The organism is Pseudomonas sp. S2_F07 (assembly GCF_054668325.1).
Window position 1 is genome coordinate 5208077 of record NZ_CP162758.1, and the last position, 18848, is coordinate 5226924.

Sequence of the window (18848 nt, forward strand, 5' to 3'; positions counted from 1 at the left end):
AATGCGATGCAATTGCGCATATCACTGGCGCAGGCAAAATCTCCAGGAGTCCCACGTACATGAGCAACATGAACCACGAGCGTGTCCTCAGTGTTCACCACTGGAACGACACTCTGTTCAGCTTCAAGTGCACCCGTGATCCGGGCCTGCGCTTCGAGAACGGTCAGTTCGTGATGATCGGCCTGCAACAGCCCAACGGCCGCCCGCTTATGCGCGCTTACTCGATTGCCAGCCCGAACTGGGAAGAGCATCTCGAGTTCTTCAGCATCAAGGTGCCTGATGGTCCGCTGACTTCGCAGTTGCAGCATCTGAAGGAAGGCGACGAGATCATCATCAGCAAGAAGCCTACCGGCACGCTGGTACTGGATGACTTGAAGCCTGGCAAACATTTGTACCTGCTCAGCACCGGTACCGGCCTGGCGCCGTTCATGAGCGTTATCCAGGACCCGGAAACCTACGAGCGTTTCGAAAAAGTGATCCTGTGCCACGGCGTGCGTTACGTCAACGAAGTCGCTTACCGCGAGTTCATCACCGAGCACCTGCCGCAGAACGAGTTCTTCGGCGACGCGCTGCGTGACAAGTTGATCTACTACCCGACCGTGACCCGTGAGCCGTTCGAGAACGAAGGTCGCCTGACCGACCTGATGCGCAGCGGCAAGCTGTTCAGCGACATCGGTCTGCCACCGATCAACCCGCAGGACGACCGCGCCATGCTGTGCGGCAGCCCGAGCATGCTCGACGAGACCAGCGAAGTGCTGAACAGCTTCGGCCTGAAAGTTTCGCCGCGGATGCGCGAGCCGGGTGATTACCTGATCGAGCGTGCATTCGTCGAGAAGTAAGCACCAGTAACAGCTTTGTTTTACCTGTGGGAGCGAGCCTGCTCGCGATAGCGGTGTGTCAGTCGACGTCAATGTCGACTGTTACCCCTTCGCGAACAGGCTCGCTCCCACAGTTGTTTCTGTTGTTCAGCTTATTGCAGGAATGACTTCCAGGACGCGGATCAGCTCCGGTGTCGGGTAGTGCCAACGCACATCGACATCCCAGAACTGCGCGCCGTATTCCCGCTCGGGTGCAGGCGTCTGATAGGCCGGGCGCGGATCTTGCGCCAGGCATTGCTCGATCAACTCGACCAAGGGCTCTGCAAGGCGCTGGGCATGCTCCTGGGCCTGTTGCAGCGCTGTGTCCGTCCACTGCACGGGAATCAGTTGCGGCGCAGCGCTGGCGATGCTGTTGGCGGCGGTGTCGATGATGTCGGCGTAGGGCACGTAGGGTTTGATGTCGAGAATCGGCGTGCCGTCCAGCAGATCGATGCCCGAGATCCACAGCCGACCGGCTTCGACCTTGTCCAGTTTCACCACCGACTGCCCGATGCCATTGGGGCGGTGGGTGGCACGGGTGGCGAACACGCCCATGGACTTGTTACCGCCGAGGCGAGGAGGGCGAACCTTCAGGCGAGGCTTTTCCTCCAGGGCCTGGTGGAACAGGAACAGCAGCCACACGTGGCTGACCTGCTCCAGGCCCTGCACCGCGTCCCCTTGATCGAACGGCGCCACCAGTTCAAGCACCCCACGGGCGGCCGGGGCCAGTTGCGGCTGGCGCGGAATGGCGAACTTCTCCTTGAAGCAGGAGCGCACGAAGCCGATGGGGGAAACGCTGTAGGTCATGGTTTGGGATCGAGGCGGAATCAGGTAGGGCATGATGCCGTAAAGATCAAAAGATCGCAGCCTTCGGCAGCTCCTACAGAGGAATTCGTACGGCGTAGGAGCTGCCGCAGGCTGCGATCTTTTAAAGGCTGAACCCGCCATCCAGCGGAATGATATTTCCGGTCATGTAGGCCCCAGCGGTGCTCGCCAGACTGATCGCCAGCGCCGCCATCTCTTCCTCGCGCCCCCAGCGCTTCATTGGAATCAGGGCAGTATCCTGCGCCAGCGCCTGTTCATCATTGCCAATGTGCCGGGTCATCTTGCTCGGAAAGCGCCCCGGGGCGATCACGTTGACGTTGATGTGCTGGCTCACCAGTTCGCGCGCCAGAATCCTCGACAGTTGGTGCAACGCGGCCTTGCTCGGCCCGTAGGCATACGCCTGCTCGCCGAAGGAGGAAATCCCCGCCACCGACCCGATGTTAATGATCCGCGCCGGATTCGCTTCGGAACCGGCCTTGCGCAGCAGGGGCAGGAACTGCTGGATGCAGTTGAACACCGAGGTCACGTTGAGCTGCATGACCTTCTCCCAGCCCTTGATCGGGTAGCTCTCCAGTGGTGCGCCCCAGGTGGTGCCGGCATTGTTCACCAGAATGTCCAGATGGGTGATCTGCTCGCCCAGGCGCGTGGCCAGTTGAAGGACGCCCTCTTCGGTGGCGAGGTTGGCCGCGATGGCGCGGCAGCGGCCAAGTGCACCGAGTTCGTCAGCGGTTTGCTGGCAGGCTTCGACGTCGCGGGCGCAGACGTACACGGTGGCGCCGGCCTCGACGTAGGCCTTGGCGATCATCTTGCCGATACCACGGGTGCCGCCGGTCACCAGGGCGGTGCGGCCTTGCAGGGAAAAGTAGGGATGCATGGCGAATCCTGAGAACTGAGGTCTTAATACCCTAGTCGTCAGCCGCCAGAAGCGGAGCCACTATTTTTACGCGGAATGAGGGGCCATATGGCCCGGCCTTGAACTGCATGCGTGCAGTTCAAGGCCGGCGGGCGTTTACTGCGGGCGAACGCGCAGGGTCAGGCCCTTGAGGAAATTGCGCAGCAGCTGGTCGCCACACGGGCGATAGTTGGTGTGGCCGAACTTGCGGAACAGTGCGCTCAACTCTGGCTTGGACACCGGGAATTCGGCGGCCTTGAGGATTGCGTGCATGTCGTCTTCTTTGAGTTCGAACGCCACCCGCAGCTTTTTCAGGATGATGTTGTTGGTCACCGGCACTTCGATCGGCTGAGGCGGACGGCTTTCGTCCTTGCCACGCTTGAAGATCACCAGGCCATCGAGGAAATGCGCCATGACTTCGTCCGGGCAACGTACGAAGCCTTCCTCGTCTTCCTCTTTTTTGTCGAGGTAGGTCAGCAGGTCTGGCAGGGTCACGTCCATGCCGCCGAGCTTGATGATCTCGATGACTTTCTTGTCGCTGATGTCGAGCATGTAGCGCACGCTGCGCAGTACGTCGTTATGAATCATGTGTGCAGTCCTGATATTCGGCTGTGGGCGTCGCGGCCAGGCGCGGCGCCGAAATGTGTGGCGGCGAGAAAAGCCTTAGAACTTCTCTTTGCCGGACAGGTAGCGCCATTGCCCCACAGGCACTTTGCCGATGGACACGCCGCCGATGCGAATGCGACGGATGGCGACGACCTTGAGGCCGACTGCCTGGCAAAGCAGGGCGATGATGCCCGGCTGCGGGTTCTTCATGGCAAAGCGCAGGCGGTTCTCGTTCTGCCAGCTGGCCTTGACCGCCGGCAACTCCTTGCCCTTGTAGGTCAGGCCGTGGTTCAGGCGGTTCAGGCCGTGGGCCACCATCTCGCCTTCGACCTCGACCACATACTCTTGCTCGATCTTGCTGGAGTCAGCGGTGAGTTTGCGCAGGATTTTCCAGTCTTGGGTGAACACCAGCAGGCCGCTGGCGTTGGCCTGCAGGTCGGTGCTGGCGGTCAGGCGCAGGAAGTGCCCGCGCAACGGGCGCTTGCCGTAGCGGTGCTCTTCGCTCAGGGTCTCGGCGCCGAGGGTGGCCATGGCAGTGTCTGTGTCCATGCCGGCGGGCACGTTGAGCAGCAGGGTCACCGGTTCCGGCGCGGTGGCCTTGGCTTCTGGATCAAGCTCGACTTTCTGGGTGTCGACCTTGAATTGCGGCTCGTCGATGACCACACCGTCGACGGTGACCCAGCCGCCCTCGATGAACAGCTCAGCCTCCCGACGGGAACAGCCGACGAGTTCGATGAGGCGTTTGGAGAGACGAATCGGGTCAGTCATGTCATGGCCGTAACAAAAAGGGGGTGGGCATTGTACCTGCCTGGCGCCGGTTAATCCCGGTTCCATTTGTAGGAGCTGCCGAAGGCTGCGATCTTTTGATCTTAAAAGCAAAGATCGCAGCCTTCGGCAGCTCCTACACGGGTATCGGTGTTGTGTCATCCGAGCCGTGATTTTTGCTGGTTTTGACGCATACGCATGTGCAACAACGGATACGGCTGCCCCATGCCATCGACCTCCGAGCGACCGATGACCTCGAAGCCCTGCTTGAAGTAGAAGCCGAGGGCTTGGGGGTTCTGTTCGTTGACGTCCAGTTCGTCGGCGTTCAGGTGTTCCAGGGCATAGCGCAACAGTTTCTTGCCCAGGCCCTGGCCGCGATGGTCAGGGTCGATGAAGAGCATTTCGATCTTGCCGGCCGCGACGCCGGCGAACCCGGTGATGCGCTGGTTCGAATCCTTGGTGCAGATCAGCATCACCGAGTCGAGGTAGCGGGTCAGCACCAGGTTCTTCAGCAGTTCGATGTAGCTGTCCGGCAGAAAGTCGTGGGTGGCGCGTACCGAGGCCTCCCAGACCCGGGTCAATTCTTCGTAGTCGCCGAGTTTTGGCGTGTGGATGACTGAATGCTGACGCATGCCCGTCTGCCTCTTGTGCAGTGGTTGATAGGAATCCTTTCAACCTCAAACAATAGCCGTAAAAAAGCCCCGCATCTCGTCAAGAGAGCGGGGCTTTGCGTGTTTTTTGCGTTTAGATCTGTTCAGCCCACAGATCGTATTCGTCGGCGTCGGTCACTTTGCACCAGACCTTGTCGCCCGGCTTGAGGTTGCTGCCGTTGTCGATGAATACGTTGCCGTCGATTTCCGGGGCATCGAAGAAGCAGCGGCCCACCGCGCCTTGCTCGTCGACTTCATCGACCAGCACTTCGATCTCGCGGCCGATGCGCATTTGCAGGCGCGCCGAGCTGATGGCCTGCTGGTGCGCCATGAAGCGCTCCCAACGGTCCTGCTTGATGTCGTCCGGCACGACTTCCAGGTCCAGGTCATTGGCCGGTGCGCCTTCTACCGGCGAGTACTGGAAGCAGCCGACGCGGTCGAGCTGGGCTTCGGTCAGCCAGTTCAGCAGGTACTGGAAGTCTTCTTCGGTTTCGCCCGGGAAGCCGACGATGAAGGTCGAACGGATGATCAGGTCCGGGCAGATTTCGCGCCAGTTCTTGATCCGCGCCAGGGTCTTGTCTTCGAAGGCCGGGCGTTTCATCGACTTCAGCACTTTCGGGCTGGCGTGCTGGAACGGGATGTCCAGGTACGGCAGGATCTTGCCGGCGGCCATCAGCGGGATCAGCTCGTCAACGTGCGGGTACGGGTAAACGTAGTGCAGGCGAACCCAGACGCCGAGGGTGCTCAGGGCTTCGCAGAGTTCGGTCATGCGGGTTTTCACCGGAGCGCCGTTCCAGAAACCGGTGCGGTATTTCACGTCGACGCCGTAGGCGCTGGTGTCCTGGGAAATCACCAACAGCTCTTTGACGCCGGACTTGACCAGGCGCTGGGCCTCGTCGAGTACGTCGCCCACCGGACGGCTGACCAGTTTGCCGCGCATCGACGGGATGATGCAGAAGCTGCAGCTGTGGTTGCAGCCTTCGGAAATCTTCAGGTAGGCGTAGTGGCGCGGGGTCAGCTTGATGCCTTGTGGTGGCACCAGGTCGATCAGCGGGTTGTGGTCCTGGCGTGGCGGCACGACATCGTGCACGGCGTTGACCACTTGCTCGTACTGCTGCGGACCGGTCACGGCCAGCACGCTCGGGTGTACGTTGCGAATGTTGCCTTCTTCGACGCCCATGCAGCCGGTCACGATGACCTTGCCGTTTTCCTTGATGGCTTCGCCGATCACTTCCAGGGACTCGGCCTTGGCCGAATCGATGAAGCCGCAAGTGTTGACGACCACGACGTCGGCGTCCTGGTAGGTGGACACCACGTCATAGCCTTCCATGCGCAGCTGGGTCAGGATGCGCTCGGAGTCGACCAGTGCTTTTGGGCAACCCAGGGATACGAAGCCAACCTTTGGATTGGCCGGCGCAGGAGTGGTGGACATGTCTAACCTCGGTATTTTGTGACGTCGTTTGCCGCATAGGGCAAAACCGACGGACGGGCGCTTGAACTGCGCCTCTGATCAAAAAGTGCGCAATTCTAGCGATGAGTCGCTCACTTGACCAGCTTTATGCAGGGAAATACGACGAGTGCTGCGCTATGCTTCGCGCCGTTACGCTTTACTGATTTTTTACTGTCAACAAAACGTCTGTAACGTGAAGTAAAACAGCGCATGCTGCACGACAAAGCATAGTGCTTCTTTCAAAGAGGCCAGGGTCTGAGAAGTAGGAGTGGTGGATGGGTCAGGCAAGTAGTCAGGCTGCGGGTGCCGAGCATTCGGCGGTCAAGCCGATCGGCATGCTGGTCGCGGCAGTCGGGGTGGTTTATGGCGATATCGGCACCAGTCCGTTGTACACCCTCAAGGAAGTGTTTTCCGGAGGCTACGGCGTACCGGTCAACCATGACGGGGTGCTGGGGATTCTGGCACTGATCTTCTGGTCGCTGATCTGGGTCGTGTCGATCAAGTACATGATGTTCGTGCTGCGCGCCGATAACCAGGGCGAAGGCGGCATCATGGCCTTGACCGCACTGGCCCGGCGGGCGGCGGCGGGGCACGCCAAATTGCGTACGTTGCTGGTGGTCTGCGGGCTGATCGGCGCGGCGTTGTTCTATGGCGACAGCATGATCACCCCGGCGATCTCCGTACTGTCGGCGATTGAAGGCCTGGGGTTGGCGTTCGACGGGATCGACCATTGGGTGGTGCCTATCTCACTGGTGGTGCTGGTGGCCCTGTTCCTGATCCAGAGCCATGGTACGGCGCGCATCGGCATTCTGTTCGGGCCGATCATGGTGACCTGGTTCCTCGTACTGGGCGCACTGGGCGTCTATGGCATCAGCCAGCATCCGGAAGTCCTGCAGGCGATGAACCCGGTGTGGGGCGTACGTTTCTTCATGGTCCATCCGGGCATGGGGGTGTCGATTCTCGGTGCCGTGGTGCTGGCATTGACCGGTGCCGAAGCGCTGTACGCGGACATGGGCCACTTCGGCCGCAAGCCAATCGCTCGTGCCTGGTTCATCCTCGTGCTGCCGGCGCTGGTGTTGAACTATTTTGGTCAAGGGGCCTTGCTGCTGGGCGACCCGGAAGCTGCCCGTAACCCCTTCTACCTGCTGGCACCGAGCTGGGCATTGATCCCGCTGGTCGGGCTGTCGACCATGGCCACGGTGATTGCCTCGCAAGCAGTGATTTCCGGTGCGTTCTCCCTGACCCGCCAGGCGATCCAGCTTGGTTACATCCCGCGCATGCACATCCAGCACACCTCCAGCGCCGAACAGGGCCAGATCTACATCGGTGCGGTGAACTGGGCGTTGATGGTCGGCGTGGTGTTGTTGGTGCTGGGTTTCGAATCCTCCGGCGCCCTGGCTTCGGCCTATGGTGTGGCGGTGACCGGGACCATGCTGATGACCAGCATTCTGGTGTCCGCGGTGATCCTGCTGCTGTGGAAGTGGCCACCGGTGCTGGTGGTGCCGGTCCTGCTGGGTTTCCTGTTGGTAGATGGTGTGTACTTCGCCGCCAACGTGCCGAAAATCGTTCAGGGCGGCGCCTTCCCGGTCATCGCCGGTTTCGCGCTGTTTGTGCTGATGACCACCTGGAAGCGCGGCAAGCAGTTGCTGGTCGAGCGTATCGATGAGGGTGGCTTGCCGCTGCCGATCTTCATCAGCAGCATTGCCGTGCAGCCTCCCCATCGTGTTCAGGGCACCGCCGTGTTCCTGACGGCACGCCCGGATGCCGTGCCCCACGCGCTGTTGCACAACCTGCTGCATAACCAGGTGCTACACGAGCAAGTGGTGCTGCTGACGGTGGTGTACGAAGACATCCCGCGGGTGCCGCCAACACGACGGTTCGAGGTCGATGCCTATGGCGAAGGTTTCTTCCGGGTGATCCTGCACTTCGGCTTTACCGACGAACCGGACGTACCGAAAGCGCTGAAACTGTGCCACCTCGATGAGCTGGACTTCAGCCCGATGCGCACCACCTACTTCCTCAGCCGCGAAACGGTCATCGCCTCCAAGCTCGAAGGCATGTCGCGCTGGCGTGAGGCGCTGTTCGCCTTTATGTTGCAGAACGCCAACGGCAATTTGCGTTTCTTCAATCTGCCGCTGAACCGGGTGATTGAGTTGGGGACGCAGGTGGAAATGTAAGCCTCATCAAAAAGCCCCCGTTGCCATTGCGGCAGCGGGGGCTTTTGTGTTCTAGGGCAAGAGTAAGTTCAAAAGATCGCAGCCTTCGGCAGCTCCTACATTGGAATGTGTACACCCTGTAGGAGCTGCCGAAGGCTGCGATCTTTTTGGGAGGCTCTATCAGATCACTCCTGAGCGGTCGTTTCGGCTTCCTTCACCTGCCGCTTCTCAATCACATCCACCAGGCGCTTGGCCAGCGCCGGATAGTTCTCGTCGAAGTGATGACCGCCAGGCAGTTTGATGGCTTCGCCCACCGCCGTCTTGTCGGTGCAGCCACTCTCGTCGGTTTCTTCCTCACCGTAGATGCACACTACTTTGGCGGCTGGCAGCTTGGCCATTTCCGGGCCGGTGGCGGCTTCCTTGCCGGCGTTGCCGAGCCAGCCTTCGACTTCGATCTCGAAGCTGCCGGTACGGGCGAAGGCCAGCAGGATAATTGCGTCGACGCGTTGCTGTTCCGATTCGGCCAGGCGGTTGTAGATCGCCGGCAGTACGTCGGCACCGAACGAGTAACCGGTCAGGATGAAGCGTTTGGTGCCCCATTTCTGCCGGTAGTGTTGCATCAGTTCAGCCAGGTCCAGCGCGCTTTGCTCCGGGCTCTTGTGCTGCCAGTAGTAGCGCAGGGTGTCGATGCCGACCACCGGGTAGCCGATCTTGGCCATCTCGCCCGCCACGTCGCGGTCGAGGTCGCGCCAGCCACCGTCACCGGACAGGAACAGGGTCACGGTGTCCCCGGCCTGGCCTGCTGGCACTTCGACCACCGGGATCTGCAGGCCGCCAGCGGCTTTGTCGCCGCCGACGAGGATCTTGCGCAGTTCGTTGTTCAGCACCTGCGGCAGGTTGATGTCGTAGTCGCTGATGCTGGTTTCGGCGTTCGGTTGATCACGCACAAAGCCGGCGCTGGTGTCGTCCGGGTTGTCGTTCCACGCCGCCAGCCAGTGGCCGTGGGCGGCGCTTTTGGGCAACAGGTGCGTGCAGCCACCCTTTTCCAGGGCCAGGTCGACCGAGACGGCCTGGGCCTTGTCGTCCTTTTGCTCGGACAACCAGCGCCAGGCCAGCACGGCGCCAGGGCCGATGCCGCTGACCAGGGTCGCCGGGCCTTTGAGTTCCCGCAGCCCCGATTGCAGGGCACGGCTTTGCAGCAGGCAATCCTTGGGCAGGATCACCTGGACAATTTGCGCCGAACCGCTGCGGCTCAGGGTCATCAATTGCTTGTCGCTGAGTTTCTGGTCTTCGTTGACCGCCACCAGCACCTGGGCGCGTGGCGTGGTGCCGGGGATGACACGGGTCATCACCGCACCATCGGCCGGGGTCAGCAATTGGAGGGTCGGTTCCGGTGCCGGGCGTTTCAGGTACCAGAAACCGCCTCCGAGAATCAGGGTCACTATCACCAGCGTGCCCAATACATACCGCAAGGAGCGTTGAATCATCAGCGTTTCACCAATCCGGTCAAGCCGCCCGCGATCAGGGCGGCAGTGTCGGCCAGCGCAACCAGCGGATCGAGTCCGGCGGGCACGGCCATATAACGGGGTTCCCAATCAGGCTGGAACTTGTCTTTGAAGCGGCGCAAGCCCTGGAAGTTGTACAGCTGCTCACCACGGCGGAATACCATCGAGCCCAGGCGCTGGGTCAATGGCGCGCCGCGACGGGGTTGCAACCCCGACAACGGCACCATGCCCAGGCTGAAACGCGCGTATCCATGGTTTTTATAATGTTGAATCAGGCCGACCATCATGAACTCCATGGTCAGCTTCGGGGCATCCGGATGCGCACGCATCAGGTCGAGGCTGGCCAGGTCATGGCCGTAGGTCTCGAGCAGGTTGGCGAACGCCACCGGGCGCCCTTCGAAACGAATCACCGCGATGCGGAAATGCTTGAGGTAGTCATCGCTGAAGCGGCCCAGCGAAAAACCTTTCTCGCGGACGTTCTTGCCGGTCAGCCAGGCATCGGAAATCACCTTGAGTTCTTCCATCGGCGCCAGGCCCGGCTCATGGATTTCCAGGGACAGGCCGTCACGGGTGCCACGGTTCCAGGTGTAGCGCAGATCCTTCATCTCCTTGCCCTTGGCTTCGAGATCAAAACGCTTGAGGTCGACCCGGGCTTCTTCGCCGAGCTTGATCGCGGTCAGGCCGATGTCCATGTAGTACGGCAGGTTCTCTGCACGCACTTGATAGAACACGGGACGGGCGTGGTGGATGTCGCACAGGTCGCGGAACTGCCAGATCATTTCCGCCCGTTGCTGGCCCGGGCCGATCGGGTCATACAGCGCCACCAGGCTGCGGCCGCGACGGGCGTACATCAGGAAGGCTTCGTCATTGGGGTGAAACAGCAGCGCCTTGTCACCGGTCAGGGCCAGGCCGCCATCCGGTTGGGCCGATGCCATGAGGATCTTGCTGGCGCGCTCCAGTTCGTCGGGCGTGGGCAGGTGAATAACCGGGCGCGCGGTGCGCAGCAGCCAGGTCAGGGACACCACCACCAGCAGCACAGCGGCGCCGAGCAGCGAACGCAGGCCGCGAGGGGCGTCGGCGTCCAGGGTGAACTGCCACCAGAGTTGGTGGCTGTAGGGAACGTCCTGGTAGGCGAACAGCAGCAGCCACATCGACGCACCGAGTACGCACAGGCTGGCCACCAGATACAAGGGCGAGAAGGGCAGTTCGGTCAGGCGGCTCGGGCGATAGAACGAGCGGCGGAATACCCCGAGCAGGCTCGCCGTCAGCACCATCAGGCTGGCTTCTTCCCAGTCGAAGCCTTTGAGCAGCGAGAGCAGGGCACCCACCAGCAATAGAATGGTGGTCAGCATCCACGCGGCCGACAGCCGGCGACGCAGCCCCTGGGCCAGCAACAGGCAAAGTACACCGACCAGGCTGGCACCGAAGTGCGAGGCATCGACCAGTCGATGGGGGATCAGAAAACCGATGTGTTCCAGGCGGGTATCGATTTCCGGGGTGGCGCCGGAGAACAGCAGGACAACACCGGACAGGAACACCAGCACCGCCAGTATCGGAGCCGCCAGGCCCGAGGCCGCGCGCAACGTCTGGCGTGTCTGGAACAGGCGCTGGCCTTCGTTGATCAGCAACAACAGGCAGGCCACCAGCAAGGGCAAGACCACATAGATCAAACGATAGAGCAGCAGGGCAGCCGCCAGTGGCGCAGCGCCCAGGGTGTCGGAAAAGGCCGCCAGCAAAATGGCCTCGAACACCCCGACGCCGCCCGGCACATGGCTGAGCACGCCCGCGGCCAGGGCCAGCAGGTACACCAGAAGGAAAGCACCGAAGGGCGGTGTTTCCGGCAGCAGCAGATAGAGCACCGTGGCAGCGGCGGCGACGTCCAGGGCGGTGATGATCAATTGCAGGAATGTCAGGCGACGCCCGGGCAGGCGCAAGGTGCGGCGTCCGACCCTGACCAGCAGGTTGTCCGGGTAAGGCTGTTCCGGCAGCCGACGACGGTAGATACCGATGGCCAGCACCGAAAACAGCACGAGCACGGCGCTCGCCACCACACCCAGCAACGTCTCGGAGAGACCCAGGGCGGTGGACGCGGCTGGCAGGTCACTGAGCGTTGCCAGGGCGGCCAGGGGTGGCAGGGCGCAACCCAGCGAGAGGCTGGCGAACAACGTCATGCGCGCGACTTCAGCCGCTCCCAGGCCATGACGGGCATAGAGGCGATAGCGAACCGAACCGCCAGACAACATTGAAAGACCAATGGCGTTGCCGATGGCAAAGGCCGTGAAACCACCCAGCGCCAATTCACGCGGTGCCAGGCTCACTCCGGCATAGCGGCTGGCCGACCATTCGTAGCCGAGCAGAATGATGAAGCCCGCCACGGTAGCGCCCAGTGCGCCCATCAAGGCAGGTTTTGGAACATCGAGGATCGAATCGTGCAGCGCGTAAAGGTCGAGTTCGCTCAACAGGTGGCGACAGGCAATCAGCGCGATCGCGAACAGCAGCAGGGTGACCGCCAGGCCAATGGGTTGACGGTACTTGCTCAATCGATCAAGCAGGCGCAGGCGCTCGGCATTGATCGGTTGTTCCGCTGTGACAGTGTCTTGTGAATCAGACGAGTTGGCGCGCATCAATCACCTCTTGGATTGTGCGCGACAGGATGGAGGTATCCAGCCAAGTTACCAATCCCTGTAGAAAAAAATAATCACAAATATTAACGCCTATCACCGGAAGCGGGGACGGCGCGTCATCAGTCGTGAAGGCTTCAGCCTGCGATAGAGCATAGTTCGAACCCGGCGCATGGGGGCTTCCAAAACGGCTTGCTACACAGTGACAGGTCATTGTTGCGAAAGGACTTTTTCAACAGATACAAAAAAGGCCACTCTTTCGAGTAGCCTTTTTTGATGTTTGGTTGCGGGAGCCGGATTTGAACCGACGACCTTCGGGTTATGAGCCCGACGAGCTACCAGACTGCTCCATCCCGCGTCTGTGTGGCGGCATTCTATAGAGATACGCCGGGGTGTCAACCGTTAATCCTGAAGCAGGTCAAATAAACGTTGAATCGCGGCAAACGGTCGCAGGGATGGCCTAAGTTTCGGAATCAGAACGATTTCCGGTTTCGGTCCCGTTGAGCCCCAGGCCTTGTTCCTGCATTCGGCGCTACAAAGCGAGCGCGCACAAAAAAGGCCACTCTTTCGAGTAGCCTTTCTTGATGTTTGGTTGCGGGAGCCGGATTTGAACCGACGACCTTCGGGTTATGAGCCCGACGAGCTACCAGACTGCTCCATCCCGCGTCTGTGTGGCTCATTCTATAGAGATGCGCTCGGGTGTCAACCTCCAATTCCGATAAAACCTCTTCCTGTTCAATCGGTTAGCATTCAAAAGGGGCGATCGACAGGTCTGTGAGGCAGGCAGGACAAGGCCTGCGCGTCTATTGAAAGTAATTTTTCGATTGAAAAAATAAATTCACAATCGACTCTTCCTACGAATGGAAAAGAACATTCAGACTACTGGTGCTATATACAGGTGTCGGTGAGATACTGTTTATCCGGCACGCCATGACGCCTTTTCTTTGCCATGAACACGGCTTTGCTATGACTCAACGCAAGATCATCCACGTCGATTGTGACTGCTTCTATGCAGCCATCGAAATGCGCGACGACCCACGCCTCGCCGGTAAACCACTGGCGGTGGGCGGGTCGGCGGACCGGCGCGGGGTGATCGCCACCTGCAATTATGAGGCGCGAGCGTACGGGGTGCGTTCGGCGATGTCCTCCGGGCATGCCTTGAAGCTGTGCCCGGACCTGACCATCGTCAAGCCACGCATGGATGCCTATAGAGAAGCGTCCAGGGAAATCCACACGATTTTTCGCGATTACACCGAGATCATCGAGCCGCTCTCGCTTGATGAGGCGTACCTCGATGTGTCGGACAGCGCGCATTTCGCAGGCAGTGCGACGCGAATCGCCCAGGACATCCGGCGCCGGGTTTCCAACCAGTTGCATATCACCGTGTCGGCGGGTGTGGCGCCGAACAAGTTTCTGGCCAAGATCGCCAGTGACTGGAAAAAGCCCAACGGCCTGTTTGTCATCACCCCGGATCAGGTCGAGGACTTTGTCAGCGGTTTACCCGTGAACAAGTTGCACGGTGTCGGCAAAGTCACCGCCGACAAGCTCGGCAAGCTGGGGATCATCGATTGCCTGCAATTGCGCGAGTGGGACAAGTTGGCGCTGGTGCGTGAATTCGGCAGCTTTGGCGAGCGACTCTGGAGCCTGGCCCGTGGGATCGATGACCGTGTGGTACACAACGATAGTCGTCGTCAGTCGATCAGTGTTGAAAATACCTACGACGTTGACCTGCCGGACCTGAAGAGTTGCCTGGACAAGTTGCCCGAACTGCTGGAGACCCTGGCGGGTCGCATGGCGCGAATCGACAGCAGCTATCGTCCGGGCAAGCCATTCGTCAAAGTGAAGTTTCACGACTTCACCCAGACGACATTGGAGCAGGCCGGGGCAGGGCGGGATCTGGGCAGTTATCAGTTAATGCTGACTCAGGCCTTCAATCGCGGTGGTAAACCGGTGCGGTTGTTGGGTGTCGGCGTGCGGCTGGAGGACTTGCGGGGCGGGTTCGAGCAGATGGAGTTGTTTGAGCGGTAAATTCTGAAAAAAAGATCGCAGCCTGCGGCAGCTCCTACAGAAGAACGCGATCTGTTGTAGGAGCTGCCGCAGGCTGCGATCTTTTTTGGCGTTTAGTTCAGCCCCGGATTCGCCACCAGTCGCTCGCCATTGCGGGCCAGTGACTTGAGGAATTCGGCCTGCAATTCTGGATCATTGCGCGTCAGTTCGATCAGGCTCTGTTCCAGTTCGCTGGCTTCTTCTTCAAGACCCAGTTCCGACAGGCGCTTGACCCGGTGGACCCACTGATTGACTTCGTCGCCTTCGAGATCGTCATAAATCAGTCCGTGGGCCTCATAGAGCTTGCTGCGCAAGGTGCTGCTGACGGCTAGCGAGGAGTCAGTGTGTACGTCGTCCTGGGCATCCTCGACACGGATCAGCAGCCGGCTCAGATGATTGATGTCATGTTCGGCGAACGGGTTGTCCAACAGGTTCAGGCGCAACACGCCGTTTTTGTCGGTGGTCAGTTCGAACGTTTCCTTGCCGGCCTTGACCTCTACCGGGCGCTCGCTCCAGGGCAGGCTTGAATACTCCGTGCGTTTGTCGCGCTGGACTTCATCAATACCGGCCAGGTTCTGCTGCGCGCGACCGTGGGACTGTACGTTCATGAACGGGTTGAGCCCGGCAAAACCGTAGCTCAGCCAGTCCTTGGTCACGCTGTCCGGCAGATTGCCGAGGGCGAATACGTTGACCACGTTGGCACCGACACCCGCCACCACGGCCACCGCGCCCAGCGGGATTTCGTAAATCTCCCGCCAGGGTTGGTACGGCGTGTAGCGGTCGTAGTGACGCGTGACTTCGTACTCGGTGACTTCGAAAGTCTTCTGCTCGTGGATTTTCACCCGCCGTTGCGGAAGCTCAAGCACCTTGGGCTCACCGACATCGATCTGCAGGCTGTGATCGAGCAATTTGCGCTCGACCCGTTCCTCGTGCTCGCTGCGTTGTGACATGTGATTGGCACAGCCGCTGACCAGCAGGGCGCCGCACAAGGCGGCGCCACCGAGGCCTAAGGTGTTTCGCTTGAACATGACGTCTCTATATCTGCTATCAGCGGCGGATGCGGGCCTGAAGGAAGGACAGCACGTCGGCGACCGGCAGCGCTTGTGCCTCGGCCTCGGTACGGCCCTTGTATTCCAGGTTGCCTTCGGCCAGGCCGCGGTCGCTGACCACGATCCGGTGTGGAATGCCGATCAGTTCCATGTCTGCGAACTTGATGCCCGGGCTGGTTTTCTTGTCGCGGTCATCCAGCAGCACTTCGAAGCCGGCAGCGGTCAGTTCCGCGTACAGCTTGTCGGTGGCTTCGCGAACTTGCTCGGTCTCGTAGCGCAGCGGCACCAGGGCAATCTGGAATGGTGCGAGGGTGTCGCTCCAGATGATCCCTTTTTCGTCGTTGTTCTGCTCGATGGCAGCCGCCACCACGCGGGACACGCCGATACCGTAGCAGCCCATTTCCAGGGTGACCGGCTTGCCGTTCTCGCCCAGCACTTCGCATTTCATCGCTTTGCTGTACTTGTTGCCCAGCTGGAAGATGTGCCCGACTTCGATGCCGCGCTTGATCTCCAGGGTGCCCTTGCCGTCCGGGCTCGGGTCGCCGGCCACGACGTTGCGCAGGTCGGCAACGGTCGGAACAGGCAGGTCGCGCTCCCAGTTCACGCCGAAGTAGTGTTTGTCATCGATGTTGGCACCGATGCCGAAGTCGCTCATCAGCTCGACCGAACGGTCGATGATGATCGGCAGCGGCAGGTTCAACGGGCCGAGGGAACCGGCACCGGCGCCAATGGCGTCGCGCAGTTCGCTTTCCGAAGCCATGACCAGCGGGCTGGCAACGCCTGGCTGGTTGCCGGCCTTGATTTCGTTCAGCTCATGGTCGCCACGGATGATCAGGGCAATCAGCTTGCCTTTCTCTTCTGCGTGCACCACGAGGGTCTTGATGGTTTTCTCGATCGGCAGGTTGAAGCCTTCGACCAGTTGCGCAATGGTCTTGGCGTTCGGAGTGTCGACCAGGCGCAGTTCTTCGCTCGGTGCGGCGCGGGAAGTTTCGCGAGGCACGGCTTCGGCTTTCTCGATGTTCGCCGCGTAGTCAGAACCGTTGCTGAACACGATGTCGTCTTCACCGGACTCGGCCAGTACGTGGAATTCGTGGGAGCCGGCACCGCCAATGGAGCCGTTGTCGGCTTCTACAGGGCGGAACTTCAGGCCCAGACGGGTGAACACGTTGCAGTAGGCCTGGTGCATGCGGTCATAGGTGACCTGCAGCGAAGGCTGGTCGGCGTGGAACGAGTAGGCGTCCTTCATGATGAATTCGCGACCGCGCATCAAGCCGAAGCGTGGGCGGATTTCGTCACGGAATTTGGTCTGGATCTGGTACAGGTTGATCGGCAGCTGCTTGTAGCTGCTCAATTCGTTACGCATCAGATCGGTGATGACTTCTTCGTGGGTGGGACCGGCGCAGAAGTCGCGACCATGGCGATCCTTGAAGCGCAGCAATTCAGGGCCGTACTCTTCCCAGCGCCCGGATTCCTGCCACAGCTCAGCCGGTTGAGTGCTCGGCATCAACACTTCGAGAGAGCCGGCGGCGTTCATTTCTTCACGAACGACGGCTTCGACCTTGCGCATTACCCGCAAGCCCATCGGCAGCCAGGTGTACAGGCCCGAGGCAAGTTTGCGGATCATGCCGGCGCGCAGCATCAGCTGATGGCTGATCACGACCGCATCGGAAGGCGTTTCTTTCTGTGTGGCGAGCAAAAATTGACTGGTGCGCATGGTTGGCCGTTATCGATTGCTGATGACGAGAAATGACGGAGCATTGTACGGGCGAGATCCGCTGGCGTACAGGCGTGCGGTCGGCGGTGTGGCAGGAGGGCGCGATTCACTCGGCCCTCCGCGATTTTTCCTGCGTAAGGGGCTACGACTCTTCGGCGACCGGGGTCTGCATCGGTTCCGGCGTCGGTGTCGGGCCTTCACGGCGGTTCTCCTGGAACCAGTGCAAGGCGATCAACAGCAGGGTCGGGACGCCTAGCAGGGCGGTGATCAGGAAGAAGTTGTGGTAACCGAATTTTTCCACCATGACTCCGGAGTAGCCGCCGATCAGGCGTGGCAGCAACAGCATGATCGAGCTGAGCAGGGCGTATTGGGTGGCGGAGAACTTGAGGTTGGTCAGGCTCGACAGGTAGGCGACGAACGCCGAGGTCGCCAGGCCCGAGCTGAAGTTGTCCAGGGAGATGGTCAGCACCAGCATGTTCAGGTTGGGGCCCATGTCGGCGAGCATCAGGAACAGGATGTTGGTCGCCGCGGATGCGACACCGCCGATGAACAGGATCGGCAGGATGCCGAAACGCACGATCAACAGGCCGCCCATGCCGGCGCCGACCAGAGTCATGATCAAGCCGAAAATTTTACTGACGCTGGCGATCTGGTCCTTGGTGAAGCCCTGGTCGATGTAGAACACGTTGGCCATCACGCCCATGACCGTATCGGACATCCGATAGGTGGCGATCAAGCCGAGCAGCAGCAGCGCTTGCCAGCGGTATCGCAGGATGAAGTCGTTGACCGGTGTCAACACAGGCGCCAGGCCACGACGGCCCATGGCCGAGAGGCACAGGGCGGTGAGGGTGGTGTAGAGGATTGCGCGCAGGAAGGCGCGGTCCTCCAGCAACAGGTCGAGCAGGCTCACGCCCTGGAACAACACGCTGGCGAAGTCGGTGTTGTAGAGCTGGGTGAACATGGCTGGCACCGAAACCAGCAGCACGATCAGCACAAAGACCGATGCCAATTGATGCGCGAAGCTGTAACGACCGGCCTGCAGTTGTGTGCGCAATGGCACCGGCGGTTCGCGCATGAACAGGCTGGTCAGCAGTGCCGGAACCATCAGGGCACCGAACAGGATGTAAGTGCCGGCCCAGGCCGAGTGCTTGTAGTTGAAGCCGGTGGAGCCAAAGCCTTCGGCGAAGTAGAGCGCGCCTGCGGTAGCCAGCAGCGCAGCGACCCGGTAACCGGACATGTAGCTGGCGGCGAGTGCGGCCTGGCGGTTGTCTTCGGCGATTTCCAGGCGGTAGGCGTCGACCGCGATGTCCTGGGTCGCTGATGCGAAAGCGACGACGACGGCAATGGCGATCAGCCACGACAAATGCTTTTGCGGGTCGCAGAAACCCATCCCGATCAGGCCGAGGATGACCAGTGCCTGAGACAGCACGAGCCAGGATCGTCGTCGACCGAGTTTGCCGAGCAATGGCAGTCGCCATTGGTCGAGCAGGGGTGACCAGACCCATTTGAAGGCATACGCCAGGCCGATCAGGCTTGCATAGCCAATGGTTTCACGCGCCACGCCAGCTTCACGCAGCCAGACTGAAAGTGTCGAAAACACCAGCATGTAGGGCAAGCCGGCGGCGAAACCAAGCAGCAACAGCACGAGTGTCGAGGGGCTGGCATAAGCGGCGAGCGCGGCGCGCCAGGTTTTACGGGGCATGGGCTGGAGT

General features: G+C 60.6%; 14 protein-coding genes and 2 tRNA genes. 3 read left to right on the forward strand and 13 right to left on the reverse strand.

Going from position 1 to position 18848, the window contains the following annotated elements:
- Positions 1-59 precede the first annotated feature (59 nt).
- On the forward strand, positions 60-839 hold the full coding sequence (gene fpr, locus AB4O40_RS23545) for a ferredoxin-NADP reductase (RefSeq protein ID WP_008054100.1): 780 nt from the start codon (positions 60-62) through the stop codon (positions 837-839).
- Between the two features lie 126 nt (positions 840-965).
- On the opposite strand, the gene tsaA is transcribed toward fpr, so the two are convergent.
- The 6 genes from tsaA to rimO form a co-directional block, all read right to left on the reverse strand.
- Positions 966-1664: a tRNA (N6-threonylcarbamoyladenosine(37)-N6)-methyltransferase TrmO gene (gene tsaA, locus AB4O40_RS23550; protein ID WP_056720910.1), complete on the reverse strand. Its 699-nt coding sequence runs from the start codon at positions 1662-1664 to the stop codon at positions 966-968.
- 121 nt (positions 1665-1785) lie between these two features.
- Positions 1786-2556, reverse strand: a complete 771-nt coding sequence (locus AB4O40_RS23555) for an SDR family oxidoreductase (RefSeq protein WP_223542161.1) — start codon at positions 2554-2556, stop codon at positions 1786-1788.
- A 135-nt stretch (positions 2557-2691) separates the two neighbouring features.
- Positions 2692-3162, reverse strand: coding sequence for a YehS family protein (locus AB4O40_RS23560; protein WP_046816549.1), 471 nt, complete (start codon positions 3160-3162; stop codon positions 2692-2694).
- Between the two features lie 75 nt (positions 3163-3237).
- Positions 3238-3948: an rRNA pseudouridine synthase gene (locus AB4O40_RS23565; protein ID WP_056720907.1), complete on the reverse strand. Its 711-nt coding sequence runs from the start codon at positions 3946-3948 to the stop codon at positions 3238-3240.
- Positions 3949-4103: 155 nt separating this feature from the next.
- Positions 4104-4577: a GNAT family N-acetyltransferase gene (locus AB4O40_RS23570; RefSeq protein WP_223542160.1), complete on the reverse strand. Its 474-nt coding sequence runs from the start codon at positions 4575-4577 to the stop codon at positions 4104-4106.
- Between the two features lie 112 nt (positions 4578-4689).
- Positions 4690-6027 carry a 30S ribosomal protein S12 methylthiotransferase RimO gene (gene rimO, locus AB4O40_RS23575; protein WP_056720903.1) on the reverse strand — a complete coding sequence of 446 codons (1338 nt, stop codon included), beginning with the start codon at positions 6025-6027 and terminating at the stop codon, positions 4690-4692.
- A gap of 293 nt (positions 6028-6320) precedes the next feature.
- Here rimO and AB4O40_RS23580 point away from each other — a divergent pair, with 293 nt between their 5' ends.
- Positions 6321-8222 (forward strand): potassium transporter Kup, encoded by a 1902-nt coding sequence (locus AB4O40_RS23580; protein ID WP_056720900.1) that lies wholly within the window; start codon positions 6321-6323, stop codon positions 8220-8222.
- Between the two features lie 164 nt (positions 8223-8386).
- Here AB4O40_RS23580 and AB4O40_RS23585 read toward each other — a convergent pair whose 3' ends face one another.
- The 4 genes from AB4O40_RS23585 to AB4O40_RS23600 form a co-directional block, all read right to left on the reverse strand.
- Positions 8387-9688 carry a virulence factor family protein gene (locus AB4O40_RS23585; protein WP_460057813.1) on the reverse strand — a complete coding sequence of 434 codons (1302 nt, stop codon included), beginning with the start codon at positions 9686-9688 and terminating at the stop codon, positions 8387-8389.
- Positions 9688-12330: a bifunctional lysylphosphatidylglycerol flippase/synthetase MprF gene (gene mprF / locus AB4O40_RS23590; protein WP_056720896.1), complete on the reverse strand. Its 2643-nt coding sequence runs from the start codon at positions 12328-12330 to the stop codon at positions 9688-9690. The genes AB4O40_RS23585 and mprF overlap by 1 nt, the downstream gene beginning before the upstream one ends.
- Positions 12331-12608: 278 nt before the next feature.
- A tRNA-Met gene (locus AB4O40_RS23595) sits at positions 12609-12685 on the reverse strand.
- A gap of 231 nt (positions 12686-12916) precedes the next feature.
- A tRNA-Met gene (locus AB4O40_RS23600) sits at positions 12917-12993 on the reverse strand.
- A 300-nt stretch (positions 12994-13293) separates the two neighbouring features.
- Here AB4O40_RS23600 and dinB point away from each other — a divergent pair.
- Positions 13294-14355, forward strand: a complete 1062-nt coding sequence (dinB, locus tag AB4O40_RS23605; RefSeq protein WP_056720894.1) for a DNA polymerase IV — start codon at positions 13294-13296, stop codon at positions 14353-14355.
- A gap of 92 nt (positions 14356-14447) precedes the next feature.
- Here the strand turns inward: dinB and AB4O40_RS23610 are convergent, their stop codons facing one another.
- From AB4O40_RS23610 to AB4O40_RS23620, 3 genes are all read right to left on the reverse strand, one after another.
- Positions 14448-15401 (reverse strand): hypothetical protein, encoded by a 954-nt coding sequence (locus AB4O40_RS23610; protein ID WP_056720892.1) that lies wholly within the window; start codon positions 15399-15401, stop codon positions 14448-14450.
- 19 nt (positions 15402-15420) lie between these two features.
- The gene (locus tag AB4O40_RS23615; RefSeq protein ID WP_460057809.1) at positions 15421-17136 is read right to left on the reverse strand and encodes a proline--tRNA ligase; all 1716 of its coding nucleotides are present in this window, start codon (positions 17134-17136) and stop codon (positions 15421-15423) included.
- 142 nt (positions 17137-17278) lie between these two features.
- A complete protein-coding gene (locus AB4O40_RS23620) occupies positions 17279-18838 on the reverse strand; it encodes an AmpG family muropeptide MFS transporter (protein ID WP_056720887.1) in 1560 nt (519 codons plus the stop codon).
- Positions 18839-18848: the final 10 nt, after the last annotated feature.